The organism is Ruania rhizosphaerae (genome assembly GCF_009805705.1).
In the GTDB taxonomy this organism is placed as follows: domain Bacteria; phylum Actinomycetota; class Actinomycetes; order Actinomycetales; family Beutenbergiaceae; genus Ruania; species Ruania rhizosphaerae.
The window spans coordinates 364,974-385,832 of record NZ_VSMB01000001.1; the positions used below are offsets into that span (position 1 = coordinate 364,974).

17 protein-coding genes are annotated in these 20,859 nt (G+C 67.3%); 6 read left to right on the forward strand and 11 right to left on the reverse strand.

Annotation, left to right across the window (positions count from 1 at the left end; genetic code table 11):
* Nucleotides 1–30 precede the first annotated feature (30 nt).
* Nucleotides 31–1,362 (reverse strand): Na+/H+ antiporter NhaA, encoded by a 1,332-nt coding sequence (gene nhaA / locus FV560_RS01530; RefSeq protein WP_159618591.1) that lies wholly within the window; start codon nt 1,360–1,362, stop codon nt 31–33.
* A gap of 173 nt (nt 1,363–1,535) precedes the next feature.
* Here nhaA and FV560_RS01535 point away from each other — a divergent pair, with 173 nt between their 5' ends.
* Nucleotides 1,536–3,878, forward strand: coding sequence for a HelD family protein (locus FV560_RS01535; protein ID WP_200837481.1), 2,343 nt, complete (start codon nt 1,536–1,538; stop codon nt 3,876–3,878).
* 27 nt (nt 3,879–3,905) lie between these two features.
* On the opposite strand, the gene FV560_RS01540 is transcribed toward FV560_RS01535, so the two are convergent.
* Entirely contained in the window at nt 3,906–4,934 is a 1,029-nt protein-coding gene (locus tag FV560_RS01540; protein ID WP_235019854.1) for a LacI family DNA-binding transcriptional regulator, read from the reverse strand.
* Nucleotides 4,931–6,136: a Gfo/Idh/MocA family protein gene (locus FV560_RS01545; RefSeq protein WP_159618593.1), complete on the reverse strand. Its 1,206-nt coding sequence runs from the start codon at nt 6,134–6,136 to the stop codon at nt 4,931–4,933. The genes FV560_RS01540 and FV560_RS01545 overlap by 4 nt, the downstream gene beginning before the upstream one ends.
* A gap of 188 nt (nt 6,137–6,324) precedes the next feature.
* Here FV560_RS01545 and fucP point away from each other — a divergent pair, with 188 nt between their 5' ends.
* Entirely contained in the window at nt 6,325–7,650 is a 1,326-nt protein-coding gene (fucP, locus tag FV560_RS01550; protein WP_200837482.1) for an L-fucose:H+ symporter permease, read from the forward strand.
* 227 nt (nt 7,651–7,877) lie between these two features.
* On the opposite strand, the gene FV560_RS01555 is transcribed toward fucP, so the two are convergent.
* Both FV560_RS01555 and FV560_RS01560 read right to left on the reverse strand, forming a co-directional pair.
* Nucleotides 7,878–8,477, reverse strand: coding sequence for a YdeI/OmpD-associated family protein (locus FV560_RS01555; RefSeq protein ID WP_159618595.1), 600 nt, complete (start codon nt 8,475–8,477; stop codon nt 7,878–7,880).
* 107 nt (nt 8,478–8,584) lie between these two features.
* Entirely contained in the window at nt 8,585–9,292 is a 708-nt protein-coding gene (locus tag FV560_RS01560) for a potassium channel family protein (protein WP_200837483.1), read from the reverse strand.
* 118 nt (nt 9,293–9,410) lie between these two features.
* Between FV560_RS01560 and FV560_RS01565 the strand changes: the two genes are divergently transcribed.
* From FV560_RS01565 to FV560_RS01575, 3 genes are all read left to right on the forward strand, one after another.
* A complete protein-coding gene (locus FV560_RS01565; RefSeq protein ID WP_159618597.1) occupies nt 9,411–10,220 on the forward strand; it encodes an MBL fold metallo-hydrolase in 810 nt (269 codons plus the stop codon).
* A 42-nt stretch (nt 10,221–10,262) separates the two neighbouring features.
* Nucleotides 10,263–10,643: a MerR family transcriptional regulator gene (locus FV560_RS01570; RefSeq protein WP_159618599.1), complete on the forward strand. Its 381-nt coding sequence runs from the start codon at nt 10,263–10,265 to the stop codon at nt 10,641–10,643.
* A gap of 96 nt (nt 10,644–10,739) precedes the next feature.
* Nucleotides 10,740–11,732, forward strand: coding sequence for an aldo/keto reductase (locus tag FV560_RS01575; RefSeq protein ID WP_200837510.1), 993 nt, complete (start codon nt 10,740–10,742; stop codon nt 11,730–11,732).
* A 218-nt stretch (nt 11,733–11,950) separates the two neighbouring features.
* Here FV560_RS01575 and FV560_RS01580 read toward each other — a convergent pair whose 3' ends face one another.
* A complete protein-coding gene (locus tag FV560_RS01580) occupies nt 11,951–12,649 on the reverse strand; it encodes a hypothetical protein (protein ID WP_159618603.1) in 699 nt (232 codons plus the stop codon).
* Between the two features lie 177 nt (nt 12,650–12,826).
* Between FV560_RS01580 and FV560_RS01585 the strand changes: the two genes are divergently transcribed.
* Nucleotides 12,827–13,702, forward strand: coding sequence for an HNH endonuclease (locus FV560_RS01585; RefSeq protein WP_200837484.1), 876 nt, complete (start codon nt 12,827–12,829; stop codon nt 13,700–13,702).
* 65 nt (nt 13,703–13,767) lie between these two features.
* Here the strand turns inward: FV560_RS01585 and FV560_RS01590 are convergent, their stop codons facing one another.
* The 5 genes from FV560_RS01590 to FV560_RS01610 all read right to left on the reverse strand — a co-directional run bounded on the left by FV560_RS01590 (nt 13,768) and on the right by FV560_RS01610 (nt 20,789).
* Entirely contained in the window at nt 13,768–15,096 is a 1,329-nt protein-coding gene (locus tag FV560_RS01590) for an ABC transporter substrate-binding protein (protein WP_159618607.1), read from the reverse strand.
* Nucleotides 15,097–15,124: 28 nt separating this feature from the next.
* Nucleotides 15,125–15,991 (reverse strand): carbohydrate ABC transporter permease, encoded by an 867-nt coding sequence (locus FV560_RS01595; RefSeq protein ID WP_159618609.1) that lies wholly within the window; start codon nt 15,989–15,991, stop codon nt 15,125–15,127.
* Nucleotides 15,988–16,884: a carbohydrate ABC transporter permease gene (locus FV560_RS01600; RefSeq protein ID WP_200837485.1), complete on the reverse strand. Its 897-nt coding sequence runs from the start codon at nt 16,882–16,884 to the stop codon at nt 15,988–15,990. Before FV560_RS01600 ends, FV560_RS01595 begins: the two co-directional genes overlap by 4 nt.
* Before the next feature lie 64 nt (nt 16,885–16,948).
* Nucleotides 16,949–18,013, reverse strand: coding sequence for a COG1470 family protein (locus FV560_RS01605; RefSeq protein WP_159618613.1), 1,065 nt, complete (start codon nt 18,011–18,013; stop codon nt 16,949–16,951).
* Nucleotides 18,014–18,083: 70 nt separating this feature from the next.
* Nucleotides 18,084–20,789, reverse strand: coding sequence for an alpha/beta hydrolase-fold protein (locus tag FV560_RS01610; RefSeq protein ID WP_235019855.1), 2,706 nt, complete (start codon nt 20,787–20,789; stop codon nt 18,084–18,086).
* Nucleotides 20,790–20,859 lie beyond the last annotated feature (70 nt).

Sequence of the window (20,859 nt, forward strand, 5' to 3'; positions counted from 1 at the left end):
CGTGCGCGTGTCAGACAGCGACCTCGCCGGTCAGTCCCCACTGTCCTGGCGCCGCGGCTCCGTCGGGATGGGACCCGGGTCGGGATCGATGAGCCCGGTCTCCTCGTCCGGGTCGCCGATGTCGGTGCCCTCGGAGTCGAGCACACCGTCCTCGTTCATGTCCCGGCTGCGCTTCTCGCCCGCATCCCAGCGCAGCGTGATCGCGGCCAGCACTGCGGCCAGCAGCGACGCGGCGAGGATCGCTGCCTTCGCCCCGGAGGTGTGCTCGGCATCGGTGAAGGAGAGCTCGGCGATCAGTAACGCCACCGTGAACCCGATCCCGGCCAGCAGACCCACCGGGAGCAGGTCGCGCACACCGATCCGGTCCGGAAGTCGTAGCGGCGTGATCTTGGTGACCACCCAGGTCACACCGAGCACACCGAGCACCTTGCCGACCACCAGGCCCAGCACGATGGCCAGGACCACCGGCTGACCGAGGATGGTGCCGACGCCGCCACCGTCGACCACGGAGACCCCGGCGGAGAAGAACGCGAAGACCGGCAGCGCGATCCCGGCGGAGATCGGCTTGATGTGGTGCTCGAGCTGGTGTGTGCGGGTGTGCTCTTCCCCGTGCCGGATGATCGCCGGCACGGTCAGGCCGAGCAGCACGCCCGCGATCGTGGCGTGGATACCCGCCTCGTGCATGAACGCCCAGGCCACCAGCGCCAGCGGTAGCAGCAGGTACCAGCGCAGCACCTTCATCCGCACCAGCACGGCGAAGACGGCGACCGCGGCGAGCGCCACGGCCAGGTACTGCAGGTGCAGCTCGTCGGTGTAGAAGACGGCGATCACCACGATGGCGAGCAGGTCATCCACCACGGCGAGGGTGAGCAGGAAGGTCCGCAGGGCGGAGGGCAAGCCACGGCCGAAGACGGCCAGCACGGCGAGTGCGAAGGCGATATCGGTGGCAGCGGGGATCGCCCAGCCGCTCAGCGCGCCCGGGTCACCCGCGAGAACCACCACGGCCGCATAGATGGCCGCTGGGATGGCCATCCCGCCCACAGCGGCGAGCATCGGCACCCCCGCCTGCTTCACGTCACGCAGGCTGCCTGCCACGAATTCGTGTTTGAGTTCGACCCCCACCACGAAGAAGAAGATCGCCAGCAGCCCGTCGGCTGCCCAGGTGCCGAGTGAGAGGTCCAGGTGAATCGCACTCGGCCCCACCACGAGCTCGGTGAGGGAGAAGTAGGACTCCCGGACCGGGGAGTTCGCCCAGATCAGGGCGATCACGGCGGCTCCGATGAGGAGGAAGCCCCCGGTGGTCTCCTGCGTCACCCAGGAACGGGCGCGGTCTCGACGTGATGGATTGCTGGTGGACGGCATGTGGCTCCTGTACAGGGTCGGGCGCTGCAGAGGGTCGCTGCGGCTCTGCCGACCAGACTTCCCGGCGCACCGCATGACAGTCTACCGATCGGCGTGAGCGGGTGTCAGTCACGTGACGGGAACAACGAGTCTCGTCCGGACGTTGGGCACCTGGCCGGATCGAAAGGGGAACCGTGAAGCACGAGCTCGAGTCCGAACAGCACTACCTCGATCTGCTCTACCGGCGCGTGGAGGCCCTGCGAGCAGAGGTCACCGACCAGCTGACCCGGACCCGCCGATCCGATGCCGACGGTCCTGCTGACCTGCTGGACCGGGACACCCGGGTAGCGCGCCTGCAGGAGCGGGCGACGATGCTCGACCACGCCGAACACGGCCTGTGCTTCGGCCGCCTGGACCGTCACGACGGCAGCACGACGTACGTGGGCAGGATGGGACTGCGGTCAGCGGACCTGGAGCCGTTGCTGGTGGACTGGCGTGCTCCGGCGGCGGCCGATTTCTACACCGCGACGGCGCGCAGCGGGTCCGGCGTCGTGCGGCGACGCCACCTGCGCACCCGGGGGCGCACCGTCATCGGGCTCAACGATGAGCTCCTGGGGGACGGCCACCAGGACTCGACCTTCGTCGGTGAGGGCGCCCTGATGGAGGCCCTGACGGCGGAGCGCACCGGCCGTATGCACGAGATCGTGGCCACCTTGCAGGCCGAGCAGGACGAGATCATCCGTTCCTCGCCCGATGGGGTACTGGTCGTACAGGGCGGGCCAGGCACCGGCAAGACCGCGGTGGCACTGCATCGCACCGCCTACCTGCTCTACACCCACCCGACGATCGCCGAACGCGGAGTCCTCGTGCTCGGGCCGAGCCCCACATTCCTGGACTACATCCACGACGTGCTGCCCTCGCTGGGTGAAACACATGCGGTGCTGGCCACCGTGGACTCGCTGGTGCCGGGCATCACTGCCACCCGCGCTGAGCTGCCGGCCACGGCCAGGGTGAAGGCAGGACCGGTGATGGCCGAACTGGTGGCCGCCGCGGTGCGCGACCGGCAGGGACGTCAGGCGAGTGAGGGAGGCGTCACCTTCACCTATCAGGGCGACGACTACCGGCTCACGACGGCGGTGCTCGCCCAAGCCGTCGAACGCGCGCGGCACGTGGGGTACCCCCACAACGTCGCACGGCACACCTTCCGCACCACGGTGCTCGACCATGTGGTCGAGCTCGTGCTCGCCCGCGAGCAGGCGCTGTACGACTCCACCGACTCCGGATTCGAAGAGGAGATCGGCCGCCTCGATCGTGCCCTGGCGCGCGGTGAGGACCACCTGCCGGCGAAGGTGGAGGGCGCAGGCACCGAGGTGACCGGACTCGCGGCACGGCACGAGGCACCGCGACTGCGCCGCGAACTCACCGCGGACCCGACCTTCGCACGAGTACTGGACGAACTGTGGCCCGTCCTCACCCCGGAGTCACTACTGGAAGACCTGTTCACCGATCCCTCCCGGCTCGCCCGGGCTGCCGACGGACTGCTGACGGCGCACGAGCAGCAGGCGCTGCTACGCCCTGCCGGAGTGGGGTGGACCAGCGGGGACGTGCCCCTGCTGGACGAGGCCGCCGAGCTGCTCGGTGAAGACGAGTCCGCCCGGGAAGCCAGCGCCCAGGCCCAGCGCGAGGCGGGGATCCGCTACGCGCAGCGGGTGATCGCCGCCAGCGGCGGTGGCATGGCACAGGCCGTCTCCGCTGAGGAGCTGGCGGGGCGGTTCACCGAACGCGACACCCGCCCGTTGGCCGAGCGGGCTGCGGCCGACCGATCCTGGGCGTACGGGCACGTGATCGTGGATGAGGCGCAAGAGCTGACGCACATGCAGTGGCGGATGGTGCTGCGGCGGGTTCCGAGCGGGTCGATGACCGTGGTCGGGGATGTGCACCAGGCGTCGGCCGTGGCGGGGACGACCTCGTGGGCGGAGCTGGCCGACCGGTTCGGGCACCGCCGCTGGCGGCACACCGAGCTGACGATCAGCTACCGCACCCCGGAGCCGATCATGGCCGCTGCGCACGAGCTGCTGCGCACCCTCGATCCGGATGCCACCGCGCCGGTCTGCGCACGCAGCACCGGGGAGAAGCCGTGGGTGCGCACCACGACAGGCGACCTTACCGCCGAGGTGGGGGCCGCCGTCGTGGAGGAGATGGCGCAGGTGAGCGGGACGTTCGCCGTGATCGTGCCACCGGAACGATTGGTGGAGTACGCCATGGCGACCGAACTCGCGGTCCCCGGCACCACGTTCGGGCCGGACACGCGCACCGATGGCGCCGCCGGTTGCGTCGTGCTCACGCCACCACAAGCCAAGGGGCTGGAGTTCGACGGGGTGCTGGTGGTCGATCCGGCAGCCATCCTCGCCGGCGGGGCTACCACCAGTGGCCGGTCGAACGCCAGCGCCCTGTACGTGGCGATGACCCGGCCGACGACGCGTCTGGGGATACTCTGCGGGCCGCGGGTTCCCGACGAACTGGCGCACCTGCTCTGATCGGCACGCTCGGCTGGGCTCCCCCGGTCAGCAGCCGCAGCTGCGCCGGCGCACCAGGTCGGGCACCAGCAGTTCTACAGGCACAGGCTGCTCCGGAGCGGCGGAGGTCAGCAGGTCGAGCGCCCGCTGGACCATCTGTTCCATCGGCTGCGTGACTGCGGACAGCGGCGGCCAGGTGTAGGCGGAGGCCGCCGACCCGTCGAAGGCCACCATCGCGATCTCCTCCGGGACCGCCACGCCGGCCTCGTGGAAAGCGAGCAGCGCCCCCACCGCCTGCTCGTCGGAGGCGACGAACACGGCCGTCGGGCGTTCGGGCTCGGTCAGCAACTGCCGCGCGGCCCGGTAGCCGCCCTCGCGCGAGTAGGACTGGCTGGCCAGCGGACCCTCGGCCAGCCCTGCCGCAGCGAGAGCATCGGCCCACCCGCGCTGCCGGTTCCCCGCGGTGTCGCCGATGAAGGCGACCCGCTCGTGGCCATGCTCGATCAGGTGCGTCACCGCGACACGGGCGCCGCCGTACCGGTCCACTCCCACGCTCGCCACGCCCTCGGGGGCGGTGGCGGCGTTGATCAGCACGACGGGTACACCTGACGCATTCGCCGCCGCGGCACCGCGTGCGTCCATCGGCCGGGCGATCAGCATCCCGTCCACCTGCCGGGCGGCGAGTCGCTCGATCGCCTCAGCCACGTCCCCTCCGGTGCGCACCAGCAACGCCAGACCACGCGCGCCCGCGGCGTGTTCCACCTGGTCGGTGAGCTCACCGAAGTACGGATTGCCCACTGTGGCCACCACCAGCCCCACCTGACCGGTGCTGCCCAGGCGCAGCGCCCGGGCGGTGGCGTTCGGGCGGTACCCGAGCGTGCGGACGGCCTCCAGCACCCGGGCCCGGGTTGCCGGGGCCACGTTCTTCGGCCCGTCGTTGAGGGTGTAGCTCACGACGGCGGTGCTCACCCCGGCCAGGGCGGCCACGTCCGCACGGGTCACCCGGGCGGGGTTGGCCTCGGCACGGCCCGCACCGGCCGGCTGGGTAGGCCCGGGTGACCCGGCGTGCGGGTTCACTGCGGGGCGTCGCCGAAGTCGTCGATCGGCAGCCGCTCACCGCCGCGCAGTGCGGACTCGTGTGCCACCAGGCCGGGCAGTGTGTAACGGGCGGCCACCCAGGCGTTCACGGTGGGCAGGGTCTGGGTGTTGACCGCGGTGACGAAGTCGTGCACGAGCAGGTGGTGGCTGCCCATGTGCCCGTTTCCCAGGCCGGTGAGCTCGGCCGGCAGCGCCGAGGTGTCGTGCACCGGGGCATGCCCGGAGATGAAAGAGTCGTGCAGCTTCTCGTCCACGTTCGCCAGTGTGGCATCACCGGCGTCCTGGTGCGCTGGCTGCCCGGGCCGGACCAGATCGGAGAGGTCCTCCAGCGCGCCGGACCGGTTGTGCCAGAGGGTCGACAGTGAGTTCTGCTCGAGGATCCCCTCGGTGCCGTAGAAGGTGAACCGGGACTCCGGGACTGCGCCGGCGAGGCCCACGCGGCGGAACTCGTTGGTACGGAAGCTGCCGCCGTCGGCCGTCTCGAACAGGGCGGAAGCGTTGGAGAAGTCGTTGTCGAACATGCTCACGGCCTTGTCGAAGACGCCATCGCCGCGCTGGTCCGGGACCCCGACGGCGCTGACGCTGACCGCGTGGGTGTTCCACGCGCCGAGCACCCCGCCGATGGCGTGGGTGGGGTACTTCATCGGCGGGTAGCTGGCCGTGCGTTTCCAGTCCGCGCCGCCGCTGTACTGGTAGGCGGCGTAGAAACCGTGGTCCATATCGTGCACATAGTCACCCTCGGCGTAGAAGACGCGACCGAAAGCGCCGTCGGCAGCCTTCTGCCGCCCAAGTACGGTGACCGGGTTGTACTGGCTGGTCTCGCCCATCATGTAGGTGAGTCCGGTCTCCTTGACCGCGTCGATGATCGCGGCGATCTCCTCACGCGTGAATGCCATGGGCACCGCCGAGTAGACGTGCTTGCCGGCGCGCAACGCCTGCACCACGAGCGGGCCGTGGGTCCACCGCTGGGTGAAGATGGCCACCGCGTCCACATCGGAGGCGAGCATCGCCTCGAAGTCCGGCTCCACGCCGGCCAGGCCGAGGTCGCGGGCGAGGGCGGTAGCGCGGTCGGCGATCGTGTCGGTCACGGTGACGCGGGAGACCCCGGGGTGGGCGTGGAACAGCGTCGCAAATCCGCCGGCGAACTGCCCGGCGCCTACGATTCCCAGCGAGAACGGCATGCGTGTAGCTCCTTCAGAGGTGTGTCGGTCCCGCAAATTTACACGAGTAACTCCGGGCGTCAACACCCGACCCGCGATGGTGACCGGCGCCGTCGGGATAGTCCCTCGACCGCCTGGGGACCATTCACGCGGCCGAATCGGCGCCGGTATGGTTGACTGCCCCCACTGATCTCGGGCGAGGGAGCCGCATGAGTTCACCGAACGACCTCGACACAGCACTGCACCACGAGCACAACCGTTTCCTGCACCCGGGGATGCTGGTGCCGTTCGTGCTGTTGGTGGCGTGTTTCGCCGCCTGGGGCACGGCCGCGAACATGACCGACACGCTGGTCTCGACGTTCACCTCCGTCTTCGACGACATGTCCACGGTGCAGGCCACGCTCGTGCAGTCGGCGTACTACGGCGCCTACTTCCTGCTTGCACTGCCGGCAGCATTCGTGAACCAGCGCTTCAACTACAAGGTGGGGGTGCTGCTCGGGCTCGGCCTGGCTGCCTCGGGCGGGTTCCTGTTCCTGCCCGCCGCACAGGCACAGACGTTCGGCTTCTTCCTGGCCGCGATCTTCGCCCTGGCCGCCGGGTTGTCGATCCTGGAGACCTCGGCCAATCCGTATGTGATGAGCATGGGGCCGGAGTCCAACGCGACCCGCCGGCTGAACTTCGCCCAGGCCTTCAACCCGGTCGGCACCAATACCGGTGTACTCCTGGCCGCTCTGCTGATCGCACCGAACCTCAGTCCCCTCACCCAGGACGAGCGCGACACGCTCCCACCGGCCGAACGCGACGCGTTACTGACCTCCGAACTGGACGCCGTCATGACCCCGTACGTGGGCCTGGCGGTGGTGCTGGTGCTGATCTGGGTGGGGATCGCCGTCACGAAGGTGCCGGGATTGAAGGTCGGGGCCAGCCATGAGGTCGACACCCGTGGTTCCTCCTCGCGGGTGAAGCGGCTGCTGACGAACACCCACTACTCCTTCGGCGTGGTGGCCCAGTTCTTCAACGTGGCCGCGCAGACCTGCATCTGGACCTTCACCATCACCTACGCCCGGGACCAGATCGGCGCCAGCCCCACGACGGCGAACTGGTGGTTGCAGGCGAGCCTCATCGTGTTCCTCGTGTCGCGGTTCGCGATGGTGGCGCTGATGGGCAGGTTCGACTCGCGGATGCTGATGCTCGTCATGACCTGCCTCGGCGTGGCGGGGTGCCTCGTGGCCGTAGCGGTGCCGGGCATGGTGGGGCTGGTGGCCGTGGTGGCGCTCTCGGCGTGCCTGTCGCTGTTGTTCCCCACGATCTACGGGATCGCACTGGAAGGCCTGGGCCACGACACCAAGTTCGGCGCCGCCGGCCTGGTGATGGCCATCGTGGGCGGTGCGACCGTGCCGCTGCTGCAGGGCCAGTTGGTGGACTCGGTGGGCTCCGCGTTCTCCTACATCGTGCCCGCCGGGTGCTTCGTGGTGATCGTGGGCTACGCGATCTACACGCTACGGGCGCCGCGGCCGATCCACGAGACGGGGTGACCGCAGACACGTGCGCCAGAGGCAATGGAGGCCTCATGCGCAGCACAGTGTTCCGGAACAACCGCACGCTCCTCAGGCCCACGCGGGTTCCGGCGGGTGCCGGGCCTGGAGGTCGAGGACCGGCTCGCCTGATCCGCGACGCGCGATCTCCTTCCCTGGGCGAAATTGCACGTCGAATTGGTTGCTGGCACCGTCGCCAGAACCGCCAATTCGACGTGTGATTCCAGTCAGCCAGGTGGCATGCGCTTCTGCGGATGCAATGTCTCGTGCCGGGCGAGCATGGCGACGAGTTCGGCGATCTTGCGCTCCCGGGTCTGCTGCCGCTTGACGTTCTCCACCCGGTAGATCATCGCGAACCGGTTCGTCGAGGTGAGCACCTCGAACATGGCCTGGGCGTCCGGGTTCGCGGCGATCGCCGCCGCCAGATCCTCCGGGACGACGGCGGTCGCCGGGCCCGCGTAGGCCGACTCCCAGCGCCCGTCCGCCTTCGCCTCCTCGACGGCGGCACGCCCGGCCGGGAGCATCTTGCCCTCGGCTTCCAAGCGCTCCACACGCCCAACGTTCTTGGCCGACCACCGGCTGCGCGGGCGACGCGGGGTGTAGCGCTGCAGGGACGTCTCGGCATCGCGGGACTTGGCCTGCCCGTCGATCCACCCGACGCAGAGCGCCTCGAGCACCGCACTCTCGTAGTTCAGCGTGGTGACGTTGCCACCCTTCTTGCCCAGCACCAGCCAGACCCCGGGGGAGGTGTCGTGGTTCTCGATCAGCCATTCTCGCCAGGCGGCGGCGTCGGATACCAGGAGCTCGGGTAGCGGTGGCGCAGGCATGGCGGGAGCCTAGCCTTCAGCACTGACGAGGGTGGCCCTGGTGTCGATCCGGGCCGTTCCCACGACACTCATCCCACCCTGGTCGCCGCACCCGAGCCGCCCCTGTGTCAGTCCTGGGTGAGGTCAGCCGGCGCTGACGACCAGATGCCCACCAGCCGAGCCACCACCACCGTCAGGTACAGCGTCCCGACGACCGCCATGAAAGACCCCAGCGACCTCGCCCATGGCGATACGGGCAGGACATCCCCGTAGCCGAGCGTGGCAAGCGTGACGTAGGAGTAGTACAACGTCTGGTGCCAGCCCAGCGGCCCGCCATCTCCCTGTGGATCGGTGAAGCTGCCAGGAGCGAAGACCTCGAGCAGCGCGAAGCTCGCACCGAAGAACCCACCCAGCACCAGATATGCGGTGACCGCCACGAGGACGAGGTCCAGTCCTGGTGCAGACCTGCGACGGAACACGAAACGCAGCAGGCCGTAGATCAGGGCAGCCATCGAGAGGGCGACGGAGATCAGCATGGCGACGGTCGCCGTCGTACTGTCCTGCTTCACCGAGAACCAGGCGCCACACACGAGGAAGATCCCGGTCACGGCCACCATCGGACCCACATGCTGGCCCTCATCACGCACGGTGAGGATGCCGAATCCGAGCATGACGGCGTAGAGCACCATGTACACCACGGCCAGCCCGGGCCCGAGGGTAGTGATCGGGTAGCCGAACTGCAGCAGCACCACACAACCGAGCAGGATCGCCACCCGGGCGCTACCAGATCGGCGGCCGGATCCCTCTCGCGGCGGGGACGAGGGCATGTGCGACATCGCGGCGGTCCTTTTCGTGGACGTGGTGGGCCAGGCGCCAATGTAGCGAGAGGACGGCTGCAGGACACAGGAAACGAGCATCACCACCGTCTCGATCGTCCCGTGCCACGATCAGACCATGCTGATCTGTGCCACCTGCGCGGTGGAGTACGACGAACCCGCCCCCGAGGCCTGCCCCATCTGCGCAGACGAACGCCAGTACCTGCCGGTCGGCGGGCAACGCTGGACCACCCTGACCGAGCTGGCTGAGGCGGGCACCACGCTCACCTGGGCCGAGACCGAACCGGGCGTGCACGGCATCAGCACACGGGACGCCGTCGGGATCGGGCAGACCGCCCAGCTGGTGCGCGCCTCGCAGGGCTCGCTGCTGTGGGACCCGCCCGGCTTCTTGGACGCCGACGGCGTTGCCCGGGTTCGCGCACAGGGCCCGGTTCTCGCGGTGGCCGCCAGCCACCCGCACATGTTCGGCGTACAGGTGGAGTGGGCGCGGGCGCTCGATGCGCAGGTGCTGGTGGCCGAGGCGGATGCGATGTGGCTCGGCCGGATGGACGAGCGGCTGCGCTTCTGGTCCGGGACGCACGAGGTAGTGCCCGGGCTCACGCTGCACCAGGTGGGCGGGCACTTCGCCGGCTCGGCGGTGGCGTTATGGGCGCGGGGAGCCGAGGGCAAGGGGTTGCTGCTCACAGGGGACACCATCTTCCCCAACCCGGACCGGGCGTCGGTGGGGTTCCTGCGCAGCTACCCGAACAAGATCCCCCTCTCTGCTGCGGTGGTGGAGCGGATAGCCGCTCAGCTCGGGGACCTGGTCTTCGACCGGATCATCGGGAACTTCGGCAACGTGATCGACTCCGGCGGGCAGGAGGTGCTGCGACGATCGGCCGAGCGGCACATCGCGTGGGTTCGCGGGGATTTCGACCACCTCACCTGACCACCTTGCCCTGGAGTGCACTCCAGGGGTGACACTAGGGTCATGTCGCTCACCATCGCCGAGGCAGCCCAGCGACTCGGGCTCGCCGTGGACACCCTGCGCTACTACGAGAAGGACGGTCTGCTGCTGCGGGCCGTCCCGCGCTCGAGTGCCGGGCACCGCCGCTACGGAGACGAGGACCTGCGCTGGATCGAGCTGATCACGCGACTGCGAGCCACCGGGATGCCGATCCGGGAGGTGCGGCGATACGCCGACCTGGTCCGCGGCGGCACCGGGAATGAGCGGGAACGCCTGGAGTTGCTTCACGCCCACCGGGAGGCGGTACTCGCCCAGCTCGCCGAGGCGCAGACGCACCTGGCCGCGATTGAGTACAAGATCGATCTCTACACCGAACGGCTCGGGGCGGAGTACCTCTCCGCTTGAGCCCCGTGGAGGGTGCACCCCCGGCACCTCGCCGGCCGGTCAAGAGCGCCACTTGACCTGGAGCGCGCTCCAGCGGCTTCACTCGATTCCATGAGCATCTCCACACGCACTCTTGGCACCGCCGCACCCCTGACCGTCTCCAGCCTGGGCCTGGGCTGCATGGGCATGTCGGAGTTCTACGGCACCCCCGCACACGCGGACGGCATCGCCACCATTCACCGGGCCCTCGACCTCGGCGTCACCTTCCTCGACACCGCCGACATGTACGGACCGTTCACGAACGAGCGCCTGGTCGGCGAGGCGATCCGCGAGCGCCGCGACGAGGTACAACTGGCCACCAAGTTCGGCAACGAGCGCCTCCCGGACGGCACCCGCGTGGGGGTCAATGGTCGTCCGGAGTACGTCCGTACGGCGTGCGACGCCTCCCTGCAGCGGCTCGGGGTGGACCACATCGACCTCTACTACCAGCACCGCGTGGACCCGGACGTCCCGATCGAGGAGACGGTCGGCGCGATGGCTGAGCTCGTACAGACCGGCAAGGTCCGCTTCCTGGGGCTGTCGGAGGCGTCGGCGGCGACGATCCGGCGCGCTCACGCGGTGCACCCGATCACTGCGCTGCAGACCGAGTACTCCCTGTTCACCCGGCATCTGGAGACGGAGATCCTGCCGACCCTGCGCGAACTCGGGATCGGTCTGGTGCCCTACTCCCCGCTCGGCCGGGGGCTGCTGACCGGCGCGATCACCCGGGACTCTCTCCCCGCGGGCGACAGCCGGAGCTCGGGGTACTTCCCCCGGTTCCAAGGTGAGAACCTGGACGCGAACCTGGCGCTGGTGGACGCGGTACGCGCGATCGCCGGCCAGCTCGACGCCACGCCCGGCCAACTCGCACTGGCCTGGGTGCTCGCCCAGGGTGAGGACGTGGTGCCGATCCCGGGGACGAAACGGGTGCGCTACTTGGAGGAGAATGCCGCGGCGGCCGACCTGGTGCTGACCAGGGAGCACCTGGACGCCCTCGACGACGCAGTGCCGGCCGATGCCGTGGCAGGTGAGCGGTATGGGGATATGAGCACGATCGACTCGACCGCGTGACGTCGTCCGGAGCGTTGATGCGGTCCGGAGCCTCGCATCACGCGGCTGACGTGCGTCGGTCCGCCCGCGATCGTCGGTCGCGCGTCCTGATCGCCTGACGCTGCAGAGCAGGGCTGACGCTCCTCAGCGGGTGCCACTTCTCGTCGCTCGGCGGGGGCGAGAGCGACGAGAGGTGGCACCTACCGTCGTGGGCGCGGACCGCCGTCGGGCGATCTGGTCTACGGTTCGTAACTGGGCGCTGTCCGTGGGCCACTGCTGAGCTCGCCTGCGATCCGCTGCTCGAGCGCGTCGGTCGCAGCATCAGGCAGCACAAGCAGGCCCTCGAGCTCCTTGGTGGCTCGCCGGTAGGCGGACTGGCGCTCGGCCCGGGTGGCGCCAGCGTCATCCGCGAGCGCGAGGAGATTCTTCGCCCGGGTCAGCGCGACCCGTTCGGCCTCGGTGAAGTCGGAGGTGCGGCGGCGCTTGGCTTCCCGCTCGGCGATGTCGAAGGTGAGACCGTACTCGCGGACCGCCTCGCGGTAGCGCGCGAGCGCCCGGGGATCGCGCAACGCGTCGGGGTCGTCCGGGCGCAGCCCGTCGGCGTCCCGCTTGGCCCGGTGGAAGTCGATCGTGACCTGCTCGCGCATGTCGGTCATCACGGGGAAGTCGATCAACTTGGCGACGTCGAGCTCGTAGTCGAGCCAACGGCGGTTAGTTTCGTCATGCTCGGCGAGCACCCGCTCGATCTCGCTGGTGCGCGCCTCCTCCGCCTCTTGGACAGCGAATCGCTCGGCGTTCTTGAGCTTCTGCAGCTCGATCCTGTCCCGGCGGCGACGCTCGTCCCACTTCTGGGCTCCCTTGATCCAGCCACCGACCACCCCGCCGAGAGGGAAGACCAGCCACCAGTAGCCGCCGACGAACTGCCAGAAGGAGTCCACCAGTCCAGGGTAGTCACGAAATCGCACGATGATTTGGCTGCCGGCACGGGTGAATCGCCTGGCCGCGGGTGGTCCGGACTCTCGCGGCGCGCACCGACAGCCTCGACCTGGGTGAGGAGTACGCGGATACTTGCGCTGCCGCCTGTCCTCTGCTGAGCTCAGCACGTGGAGTCATCGATGGAGCGCGCACTTCGCGAACACATCATCGGCTGGGTGGTCGAACGGGCTGAAGCGAACGGCGGGTTCGTCTTCCGGGAGGAGCTCCTCTCCTTCCGCCACAACGGTGAGAAACTTCCGGTGATCGACTACTCCCGCGGTATCCGCAATCCCCAGGCACTGTCCGCCACGTTGTCGATCGTCAGCTCGACCTCTGGCCCGTACGACGACGTCGAGTCCGACGACGGGCTTCTCCACTACGCCTACCGCTCCGGTGACCCGTGGTCCGGGGACAACCGGAAGCTCCGGGTCGCCTACGAGACCGGAATGCCGCTGCTGCTCTTCCGCAAGGAGGTGCCGAATGTCTACACGCCGGTTGCTCCGGTGTACGTGGTGGACGACCGCCCGGACGAACGCGCCTTCGTGATCGCCCTGGACGAGTCGTTCCGCTTCTTCGCCGTGGATACTCTCTCGCAAGAGCAGCGCCGCTACGCCCAGCGGCTCGCGCGGCAGCGCCTCCATCAACCGGCTTTCCGTACCCGGGTCCTGCTCGCCTACGAGACGCGGTGCACCGTGTGCCGACTGCACCACGGCTCACTCCTGGACGCGGCCCACATCCTTCCGGATGGCCATCCCGACGGCGCACCCACCGTGGACAACGGCCTCGCCATGTGCAAGATCCACCACGCCGCGTACGACCAGAACATGCTCGGTGTGTCCCCGGACTATCGGGTGCAGATCGCCTGGCGCCTCCTGGAAGAGCGGGACGGACCGATGCTCCGGCACGGGCTGCAGGAGATGCACGGGCAGACGCTGCATCTGCCCCGCCGTCCAAGGGATCGACCGCACCGCGCCCACCTGGAGAGCCGCTACAGGACATTCCTCCAGGGAGTCTGACGGGTCGGCGCCGGAGGTGGCGAGCACAACGGCTGCCACCTCCGGCGCGCAGGCCTCCGGTCGGCCTACTGCCCCAGTTGGTTCTGCAGGTCTTGCTGCGCCTGGTCCAGTGCCTCCTGGGCCGGGACACCGTTCTCGAAGATCTCGGTCAAGGTCACGGTCGTGAACTGGTTGTCCACCGACGGGAGATCCGGGTTGGTGAATCCCTCGAAGTGCCCGATCTCTCCCTGCACCTCATTGAGGACGTCGAAGAGGTTCGTCTGGAAGTACTCGTTGAACTTATTGTCCTCGGCGTGCGTGACTTCCTCGTCTTCCCAGACGGACATGTTCACCGGGTCGAAGCCGAGTTCCTCCCACACGGCGACATTCGCCTCCGGCGAGAGCTTCGCGAAGGCGAGCCAATCCGCCGCGATCTCGCTGTTGGGCGAGGCGGCAGGCACCGACGTTCCGGTGCCACCGGCCCCGATGGTGGACACCTCGGCGCCCTCCACAACGGGTGCGGGCGCAATCGCCACGTCACCGGCCAGATCAGGCATGTAGTCGACGAATCGCGAGGTGTACCAGGCCGGGTAGACGATCGCAGCAACATCGCCGTCATTGATGGCCCCGTACGCCTCCTCGCTGTCCGGGCTCCCACCCGGGATCGTCGAGGTCGCTCCCGCCTGCTGCATCTGCTGCTCCAGTTCGAGCGCCTGCACCACCTCGGGACTGTTCACGGCGACGTTGCCGTCGTCTGCGAACAGGTTCCCTCCGAGCTGGGCAACGATCAACGGCTCGGTGAACATCACCTCGGTGCTCGCCACACCGAAGGCATTGCCAGTCTCGGCGTTGTAGGTCTCACCGGCCTCCTGGAAGTCGTCCCAGGTCTCGATCGTCGTGTAGTCGATCCCGGCCTCCTCCAGCAGGGCCGTGTTGTAGAACGCCACGAATGCGCCGACGTGAGTCGGGTACCCGTAGATGACGCCGTCCCGGCTGTACAGATCCAACCGAGCCTCGACGACGTCGTCTCGGTACGGCTCAGCCGCCTCACCGAGATCCGCCAACGGCGGATTCGATCCCTGCACGAAGTTCGAGAACTGGTTGACCTCGATATCGACGACATCCGGCAGCCCGGAGCCGGAGTTCACGGCCAGCTGCAGCTTGTTGTGCATGTCGTCGTAGGGGTAGACGGTCACCTCAAGGTTGATCTCGCGATCGGGGTTCTCCTCGTTCCACCGCTCCGCCATCTCCTCGTAGTAGGTCCCGTGCAACTCGGCGAACACCCACATGTCCAGGGTCGTACGACCGTCCTCGCCGGGCCCGCCGTCATCTCCATCGCCGCCGCTGCAGGCAGCAAGCATGAGGCCGGCAGCTCCCACCGCCGCGAGGGCTCCCATTCTGCGTGATCTTGTCATTGTTCTCTCCATTTCTGTTTCATGGTCATCAGCCCTTGAGGGCTCCGGCTGTCATCCCTGCCACGAAAAATCGTTGGAACAGCAGGAACAGGACGAGGATCGGTATCAAGGAAAAGAACGCTCCGATGATGAGAAGTTCATAGTTGTTCGCGTGCGGAGTGAGCAGAGTGTTCAGACCGATCGGCAAGGTGAATTTCTCCGCGGAGCGCAGAACGAGCAACGGCCAGAGAAAGTTGTTCCAGATGATCATGCCGTTGAGGATCGCCATCGCTGCCACCGCTGGCATCGAGATCGGGAGCACGAGCCGGAAGAAGATGCCGAACTCAGTCACACCGTCGACACGTCCCGCCTCCAAGAGCTCCTTCGGGATGCCGAGGAAGTACTGCCGGAAGAAGAAGATCGTGACCGCCGCGGCCAGGAAGGGCAAGACGATCACTGCGTACGAATCGGCCAACCCAAAATCGTTGACCAGAACGTAGAGCGGCAACATCATCATTTCGAACGGCACTGTCATCAACAGGAGGACCGCAACGAACCCGGCGTTCTTTCCTTTGAAGTCGTACATGGCGAAGCCGTAGGCGACGAACGAGCTCACGAGCAACGTCCCCGCGACTTGTGCGATCGTGAGTCCTAGCGTGTTCGCGAACCATCGGAAGTACAGCCCCGAGTCCGTGAACAGCATGACGTAGTTGTCCAGTGACAGTTCGCTGAGGTCGACATCCAGCGTCACGCCGTTGCGAATGATGGCGTTTCCATCCTGAAACGTGCCGACGAAGATGGCGACCAGCGGCACAAGGACGATCAGCGCGATCGAGATCAGAAATACCGCTTGGATCGCGACAAAGAGCCGACGAGGAAGCACATGCCGAGAACGCGCCATGGTCCGGTTGCTCATCGCGCCTCCTTCTTGAAAGTCCCTGTCAGGGTGAGGTTGGTGATGTTGATCGCCATGATCACGACCAGAAGGACGACGCCGACGGCCGACGCGAAGCCCAGATCATTCTCCTGAACCCCCTGGCGATAGAGGTAGCCGATAACAGTCAACCCCTGGTTGTTCGGGGAGTTGTTGCCGGCGTACAACATGAAGCTCTCAAGGAACATCGCCAATCCTCCGTAGACGCTGATCGTCGTGACGTACACGATGGTCGGCTTGAGGTTAGGAATGGTGATCCGGAAGAACTGCTGTATCTTGCTGGCACCATCGATCGATGCAGCTTCGTAGTACTCGGTGGAGATCGACTGCATTCCGGCGATGAAATACATGATGTTGACGCCGGTGTACCTCCACATCGCCAGGGCCAGCAGTGCGACCAGGCCCGGAATGTCTTCGCGGAGCCAGCGCACCGGATCCAGGCCGAAGAGTCCTACGACCTGGTTCATGAGGCCGGAGTCGGTCTCGGCAAACATGAGTCGGAAGATGATGCCGGCCACCACGACGGAGGTCAGCGCAGGAACGAACAGCGATGCTTTGAAGAATGCTTTGACCCGGGCGCTACCGATCTTGGAGTTGATGATCGCCGCGAGGGCCATCGGTATTGGAATAAGGAGCGCAAGAGTGAACAGCATGTAGCGAACGCTGTTGAACAGCGCCTGCCAGAATACTCGGTCACGCCAGAGTCGTTCGTAGTTGTCAGTGCCGATGAAAGTGGACTCGCCGTAGAGCACCTCTTGAAAACTCATCATGAAGGCGCGAACGAGAGGGACAGTCCAGAATACGGCGAGCGTGATTACGAATGGCGCGATGAAGAAGTAGGGCGCCAGACGCTGAGAGTAGAGGATTTTCTTCACGTGGTTCGGGCCCTCCTCGGTCCCATGGAACGTGGATCGGTGTTGTCGATGTGACCGACCATGGCTACCCGGTGCCAGAGGTGGCGGCCGCGACAGCGGCATCGATTCGCTTCTGCACTCGCCGGGCCGCCGTCCGACGACGGCGACGCCAGGCGATCACTGCGACAGCGATGATCACCACGAGAGCCATCTGGGCCCACGGCACCGTCCAGACTCCAGCGGTGACCGTGCCACCCTCGGGCTCGACCTCCAGCTCGTCCTCACCCACCACATGAGGCTGGAGGGCGATCATCAGCTGAGAGCAGACCAGCCCCCACAGCGAATGCTCCGACTGCATGCGCACACGCTGGTCCGGGAGCACTTCTCGCAGCTCCTGGGTGTTGCTGGAGCTACCGAGGCCGAACGCAGTAGCCACCTCGGATGTCGTCCTCGCGCCCAGGCGGACATGGCCGGTGTTGTGCACGACGTAGCTGACCTGCACACTGCCCGGTGCGAACGGATTCCACGTCGGCACCCACTGCGCATGCACGTCCTCAGCGACCAGCTGTGCCTCCATCTCGCCCTCGACCTGCAGATGCAGACGCACACCGATCCGTGATGTGACCTCGACGGCGCGATCGGCTTGGGCCGCCAGCTCAGCGACCACCCCTGCGGGGTGATCTCCCGGCCGCGCGTCGTCGGGCACGTCGATGATCAGGGGAATGGCGGCCGACTCCTCCGGTTCCAGCTCGATCAGTAACGTTCCGTCGGGCTGTGCTCGCGCCTGGTCGACCTCGCCGAACGTGACCCACGATCCGCCGTCCGTCGGTTCGTGATCCGGTGGGAGAACGTCGAACGCACCCTCAGCGCCGACCACGCCGTCACTGGCGTAGACGTGGAAGCTGGCCGTATCCGGACCGAAGTTCGTCACGACGACGCCATCGGTTTCCCGCGCACCGGGCCCCATCACCTGCCTGATCGAGACTCTGCTGTCGGGATCGTCGTCAGTGGCAGGTTGGATGGTCCAGGTGGTGCGCCCTCCCTCCTCACTGCCGGCAGACGCCTGGGCCGGGGGAACCGATACGAGGAGGAAGCCCGCAGCCATGCCGAAAGCTGTCGCGACCGTCGCGAGCGTATGAGCCTGTGCCACGTCGTGGCCTCCTTCCGGACCTGCCGGAGCCGTGGTGCGACGTGCTGCACCACGGCTCCGGGGGGACATGTCAGTCGACCGGGAACAGCGAGACCGTGATCTCGCCGGTGTACGTTCCGGCGGAGGTGTCGACCGGCACCTCCAGCTCCAGCTCAGCCGTGGCGGTGGTCGAGCCGAATCGGCCCTCACCAGCGGCCTCGACGAGGCGCTGGGGCGCGGCTAGGCCGGTGCCGCCACTCATGAGTGTGCTGACCGGCTCACCCGCCTCGACGCCTTCGCCTGCGTCCACCAAGCTGGGCACCCAACCGAGGTGGCCGGCTTCGATCGAGCTACCGACGGTGGACAGTGCCGACGACTGACCGGAGACAGCCCAACCGGATGTCCCGGCCTGCTGGTCGTTGCGCGAGTCCGTCACGGTGACCTCGGGCAGTGCACCGAGCATCTCGAGACGGTCACCGGCGTTGCTCGCCTCGTCGAGCGCCACCGCGCCACCGTGCTCGGCGACGGTCAGGGACAGGTAGCCATCGGCGACCTCAGGAACGGTGGCTTCGATCTCGACACTGTCCCCGTCGTCCGCGGTTGCCTCGGTGAACAAACGCGGCGCGAAGTCAGCGAGTGCGTACTGCCAGGTGTCCCAGCCGTGCGGCCCTTCGAACCAGCCGTCGAACTCGTACTCCACTCCGAGCCGGTCGAAGATGTCGATGGCGTTGACGACCGAGCCGTACGTGAAGTCGGTGATGTTGCCGTTGTACATGCGCAACAACGTGGTGCCGTCATTGATCGACTCCACGTCCAGGTCCGAACCGTCGCCGAAGTAGGCGGCCGAGAACGTCCCGATGTACGCGAACTCCCCGGGCCGATCCGTCAGGACGCCCATCGTGTGACCGCCGCCCATCGAGAGCCCAGCGAGCGCTCGCTGCTCGGGGTCGTCACTGACATGGAACTGTGACTCGGCAGCGGGAGCGATGTTGTCCATGAGCTCCGAGGTGAAGTCGCCGACGTTCCCGTTGCCCATCACCACCACCATCTCTTCGAGGTTCCCGTCTCGCATGTGGTTGTCGAGAATGGCGGGTGCACGGCCCATCTCGACCCAGTCCGTGTAGGTCTGCCCACCACCGTGCTGAAGATAGAAGACCGGGTAGGGCTCGGACCGTTCGGGGTCGTAGCCCGGAGGCGTCCACACCAGTGCTGTCCGCTCCTCGTCGGCCACACTGCTGTCGTAGGTCATCTCCTGGACCTCACCCCGCTCCTCCTCAGGAGCAGGCGTCACCAGCCGGGCGCTCTCACCCGGGACGAGGAACTGGCTCCAGGTCGGCTCGCTGGTCACACTGGTCGGGTTGCCGGTGTCCTTCTTGGCCTCCATGTCCACAATCAGGCGGTAGTGATACGCCCCCGGCTCCAGCGGTCCGACCGTCCCACGCCAGCGGTCGCCCGCCTTGCTCAGCTCCACTCGCGTCCAGAGGTGGCTCGCGCCCCAGTTCGCCCACACGGTCACGTGCTCGGCGTCGGCGAACTCGGTGCTGGTCTCGAAGGTCACGTACCCGTCGTCGCTGACCCACGGCGTCGGGGTCGTGCCCGACTCGGGCGTCTCGAACGGCGCGTCGATCGTCTCGTGGCCAGGGCTGAGGCCTGGGAAGCGACCATCCTGGAAGAGCCGCTGAGCGAAGTCGCTGAGGTTCTCCTGCCATGCATCCCAGTTGTGGCCGGCGTCCGGGTTGGCACCGTCGAACTGGTACTCCACGCCCGCCTCGTCGAGCGCATCCATCGCGTGGTAGACGTCGTTGTAGGCGATGTCGGTCGGGTTTCCGACATAGAGCCTCAGCAGATCGGTTCCCGAGTTGATCTGCTCGACCGGTAGGTCATCGAGATCGAAGCGTCCGGCCCCGAAGGTGCCCAGGTGGGAGAACTCTCCCGGATCGGAGACGAGGACCTCGAACGTGTGGCCACCGCCCATGGACAGACCCGCGAGAGCCCGTTCCGACGGTTCGTCGCTGATGTTCAGGGCCTGCTCGGACGCCGGGACGATGTTGCGGAACAGTTCATCGCCGAAGTCCGACACGTTCCCGTTGCCCATCACGACGACCATCGGCTGGATCTTGCCCTCGGCGTAGAGATTGTCGAAGATCTGCGCGGCGCGCCCCACCTCGACCCAGTCACGATAACTCTGGCCGCCACCGTGCTGGAGATAGAGAACCGGGTACGGCTGATCGCGGTCGGCATCGTAGTCCGGCGGGGTCCATGCGAGGGCGGCACGCTCCTCCTGGGCCACCGAGCTCTCGTAGGTGAGCTCCTCCACCTCACCACGTGCACCGTCCGGGGCATCCATCAGCTCCTCGGCGCCTTCACCGTCCACCATGAAGGTGCTCCACTCCGGCTCCGAGGCCACAGTGGTCGGATTCGTCGGATCCTTCACCGGATAGTGATCGTCCGCCGTCACCTGGTAGTAGTAGTGGCCCGGTTCCAACGGTCCGAGCACGCCCGTGGCCGTATCACCACGCAACGTCAACCCGAACTCGGCCCAGTTCGCTGACGGCCCGAAGTTGCCTTCCGCGACGATCTGGCCGACGTCATGACCGACAGCATCCTCGATCTCGTCGACCGGGATCGTGAACGTCGCGAAGCCGTCGTCATCGACAGTCAGCCACGCGTCGTCCGCCTGTGCCGGCGACGCCAGTGCGACGGCGCCACCTGCGGACAGGGCAACACCTGCCGCCATCGCCGTGGCCCGACGACGCAGCGATCTCCCGGGCGGTCGTCCTTGCTGAACAGCACTCACCATTGACTCCTCTCCTATGAGGTCCCGCCCGCCGCTCGTGCAGACCGCGCAAGCGGGTTCTGAGCCATCC

Coding starts and splice junctions, on each gene's coding strand:
- FV560_RS01585 (WP_200837484.1), top strand. CDS start 12,827: ATGGAGCGCGCACTTCGCGAACACATCATCGGCTGGGTGGTCGAACGG.
- FV560_RS01570 (WP_159618599.1), top strand. CDS start 10,263: ATGTCGCTCACCATCGCCGAGGCAGCCCAGCGACTCGGGCTCGCCGTG.
- FV560_RS01560 (WP_200837483.1), bottom strand. CDS start 9,292: ATGTCGCACATGCCCTCGTCCCCGCCGCGAGAGGGATCCGGCCGCCGA.
- FV560_RS01590 (WP_159618607.1), bottom strand. CDS start 15,096: ATGACAAGATCACGCAGAATGGGAGCCCTCGCGGCGGTGGGAGCTGCC.
- fucP (WP_200837482.1), top strand. CDS start 6,325: ATGAGTTCACCGAACGACCTCGACACAGCACTGCACCACGAGCACAAC.
- FV560_RS01555 (WP_159618595.1), bottom strand. CDS start 8,477: ATGCCTGCGCCACCGCTACCCGAGCTCCTGGTATCCGACGCCGCCGCC.
- FV560_RS01565 (WP_159618597.1), top strand. CDS start 9,411: ATGCTGATCTGTGCCACCTGCGCGGTGGAGTACGACGAACCCGCCCCC.
- FV560_RS01545 (WP_159618593.1), bottom strand. CDS start 6,136: ATGCCGTTCTCGCTGGGAATCGTAGGCGCCGGGCAGTTCGCCGGCGGA.
- nhaA (WP_159618591.1), bottom strand. CDS start 1,362: ATGCCGTCCACCAGCAATCCATCACGTCGAGACCGCGCCCGTTCCTGG.
- FV560_RS01595 (WP_159618609.1), bottom strand. CDS start 15,991: ATGAGCAACCGGACCATGGCGCGTTCTCGGCATGTGCTTCCTCGTCGG.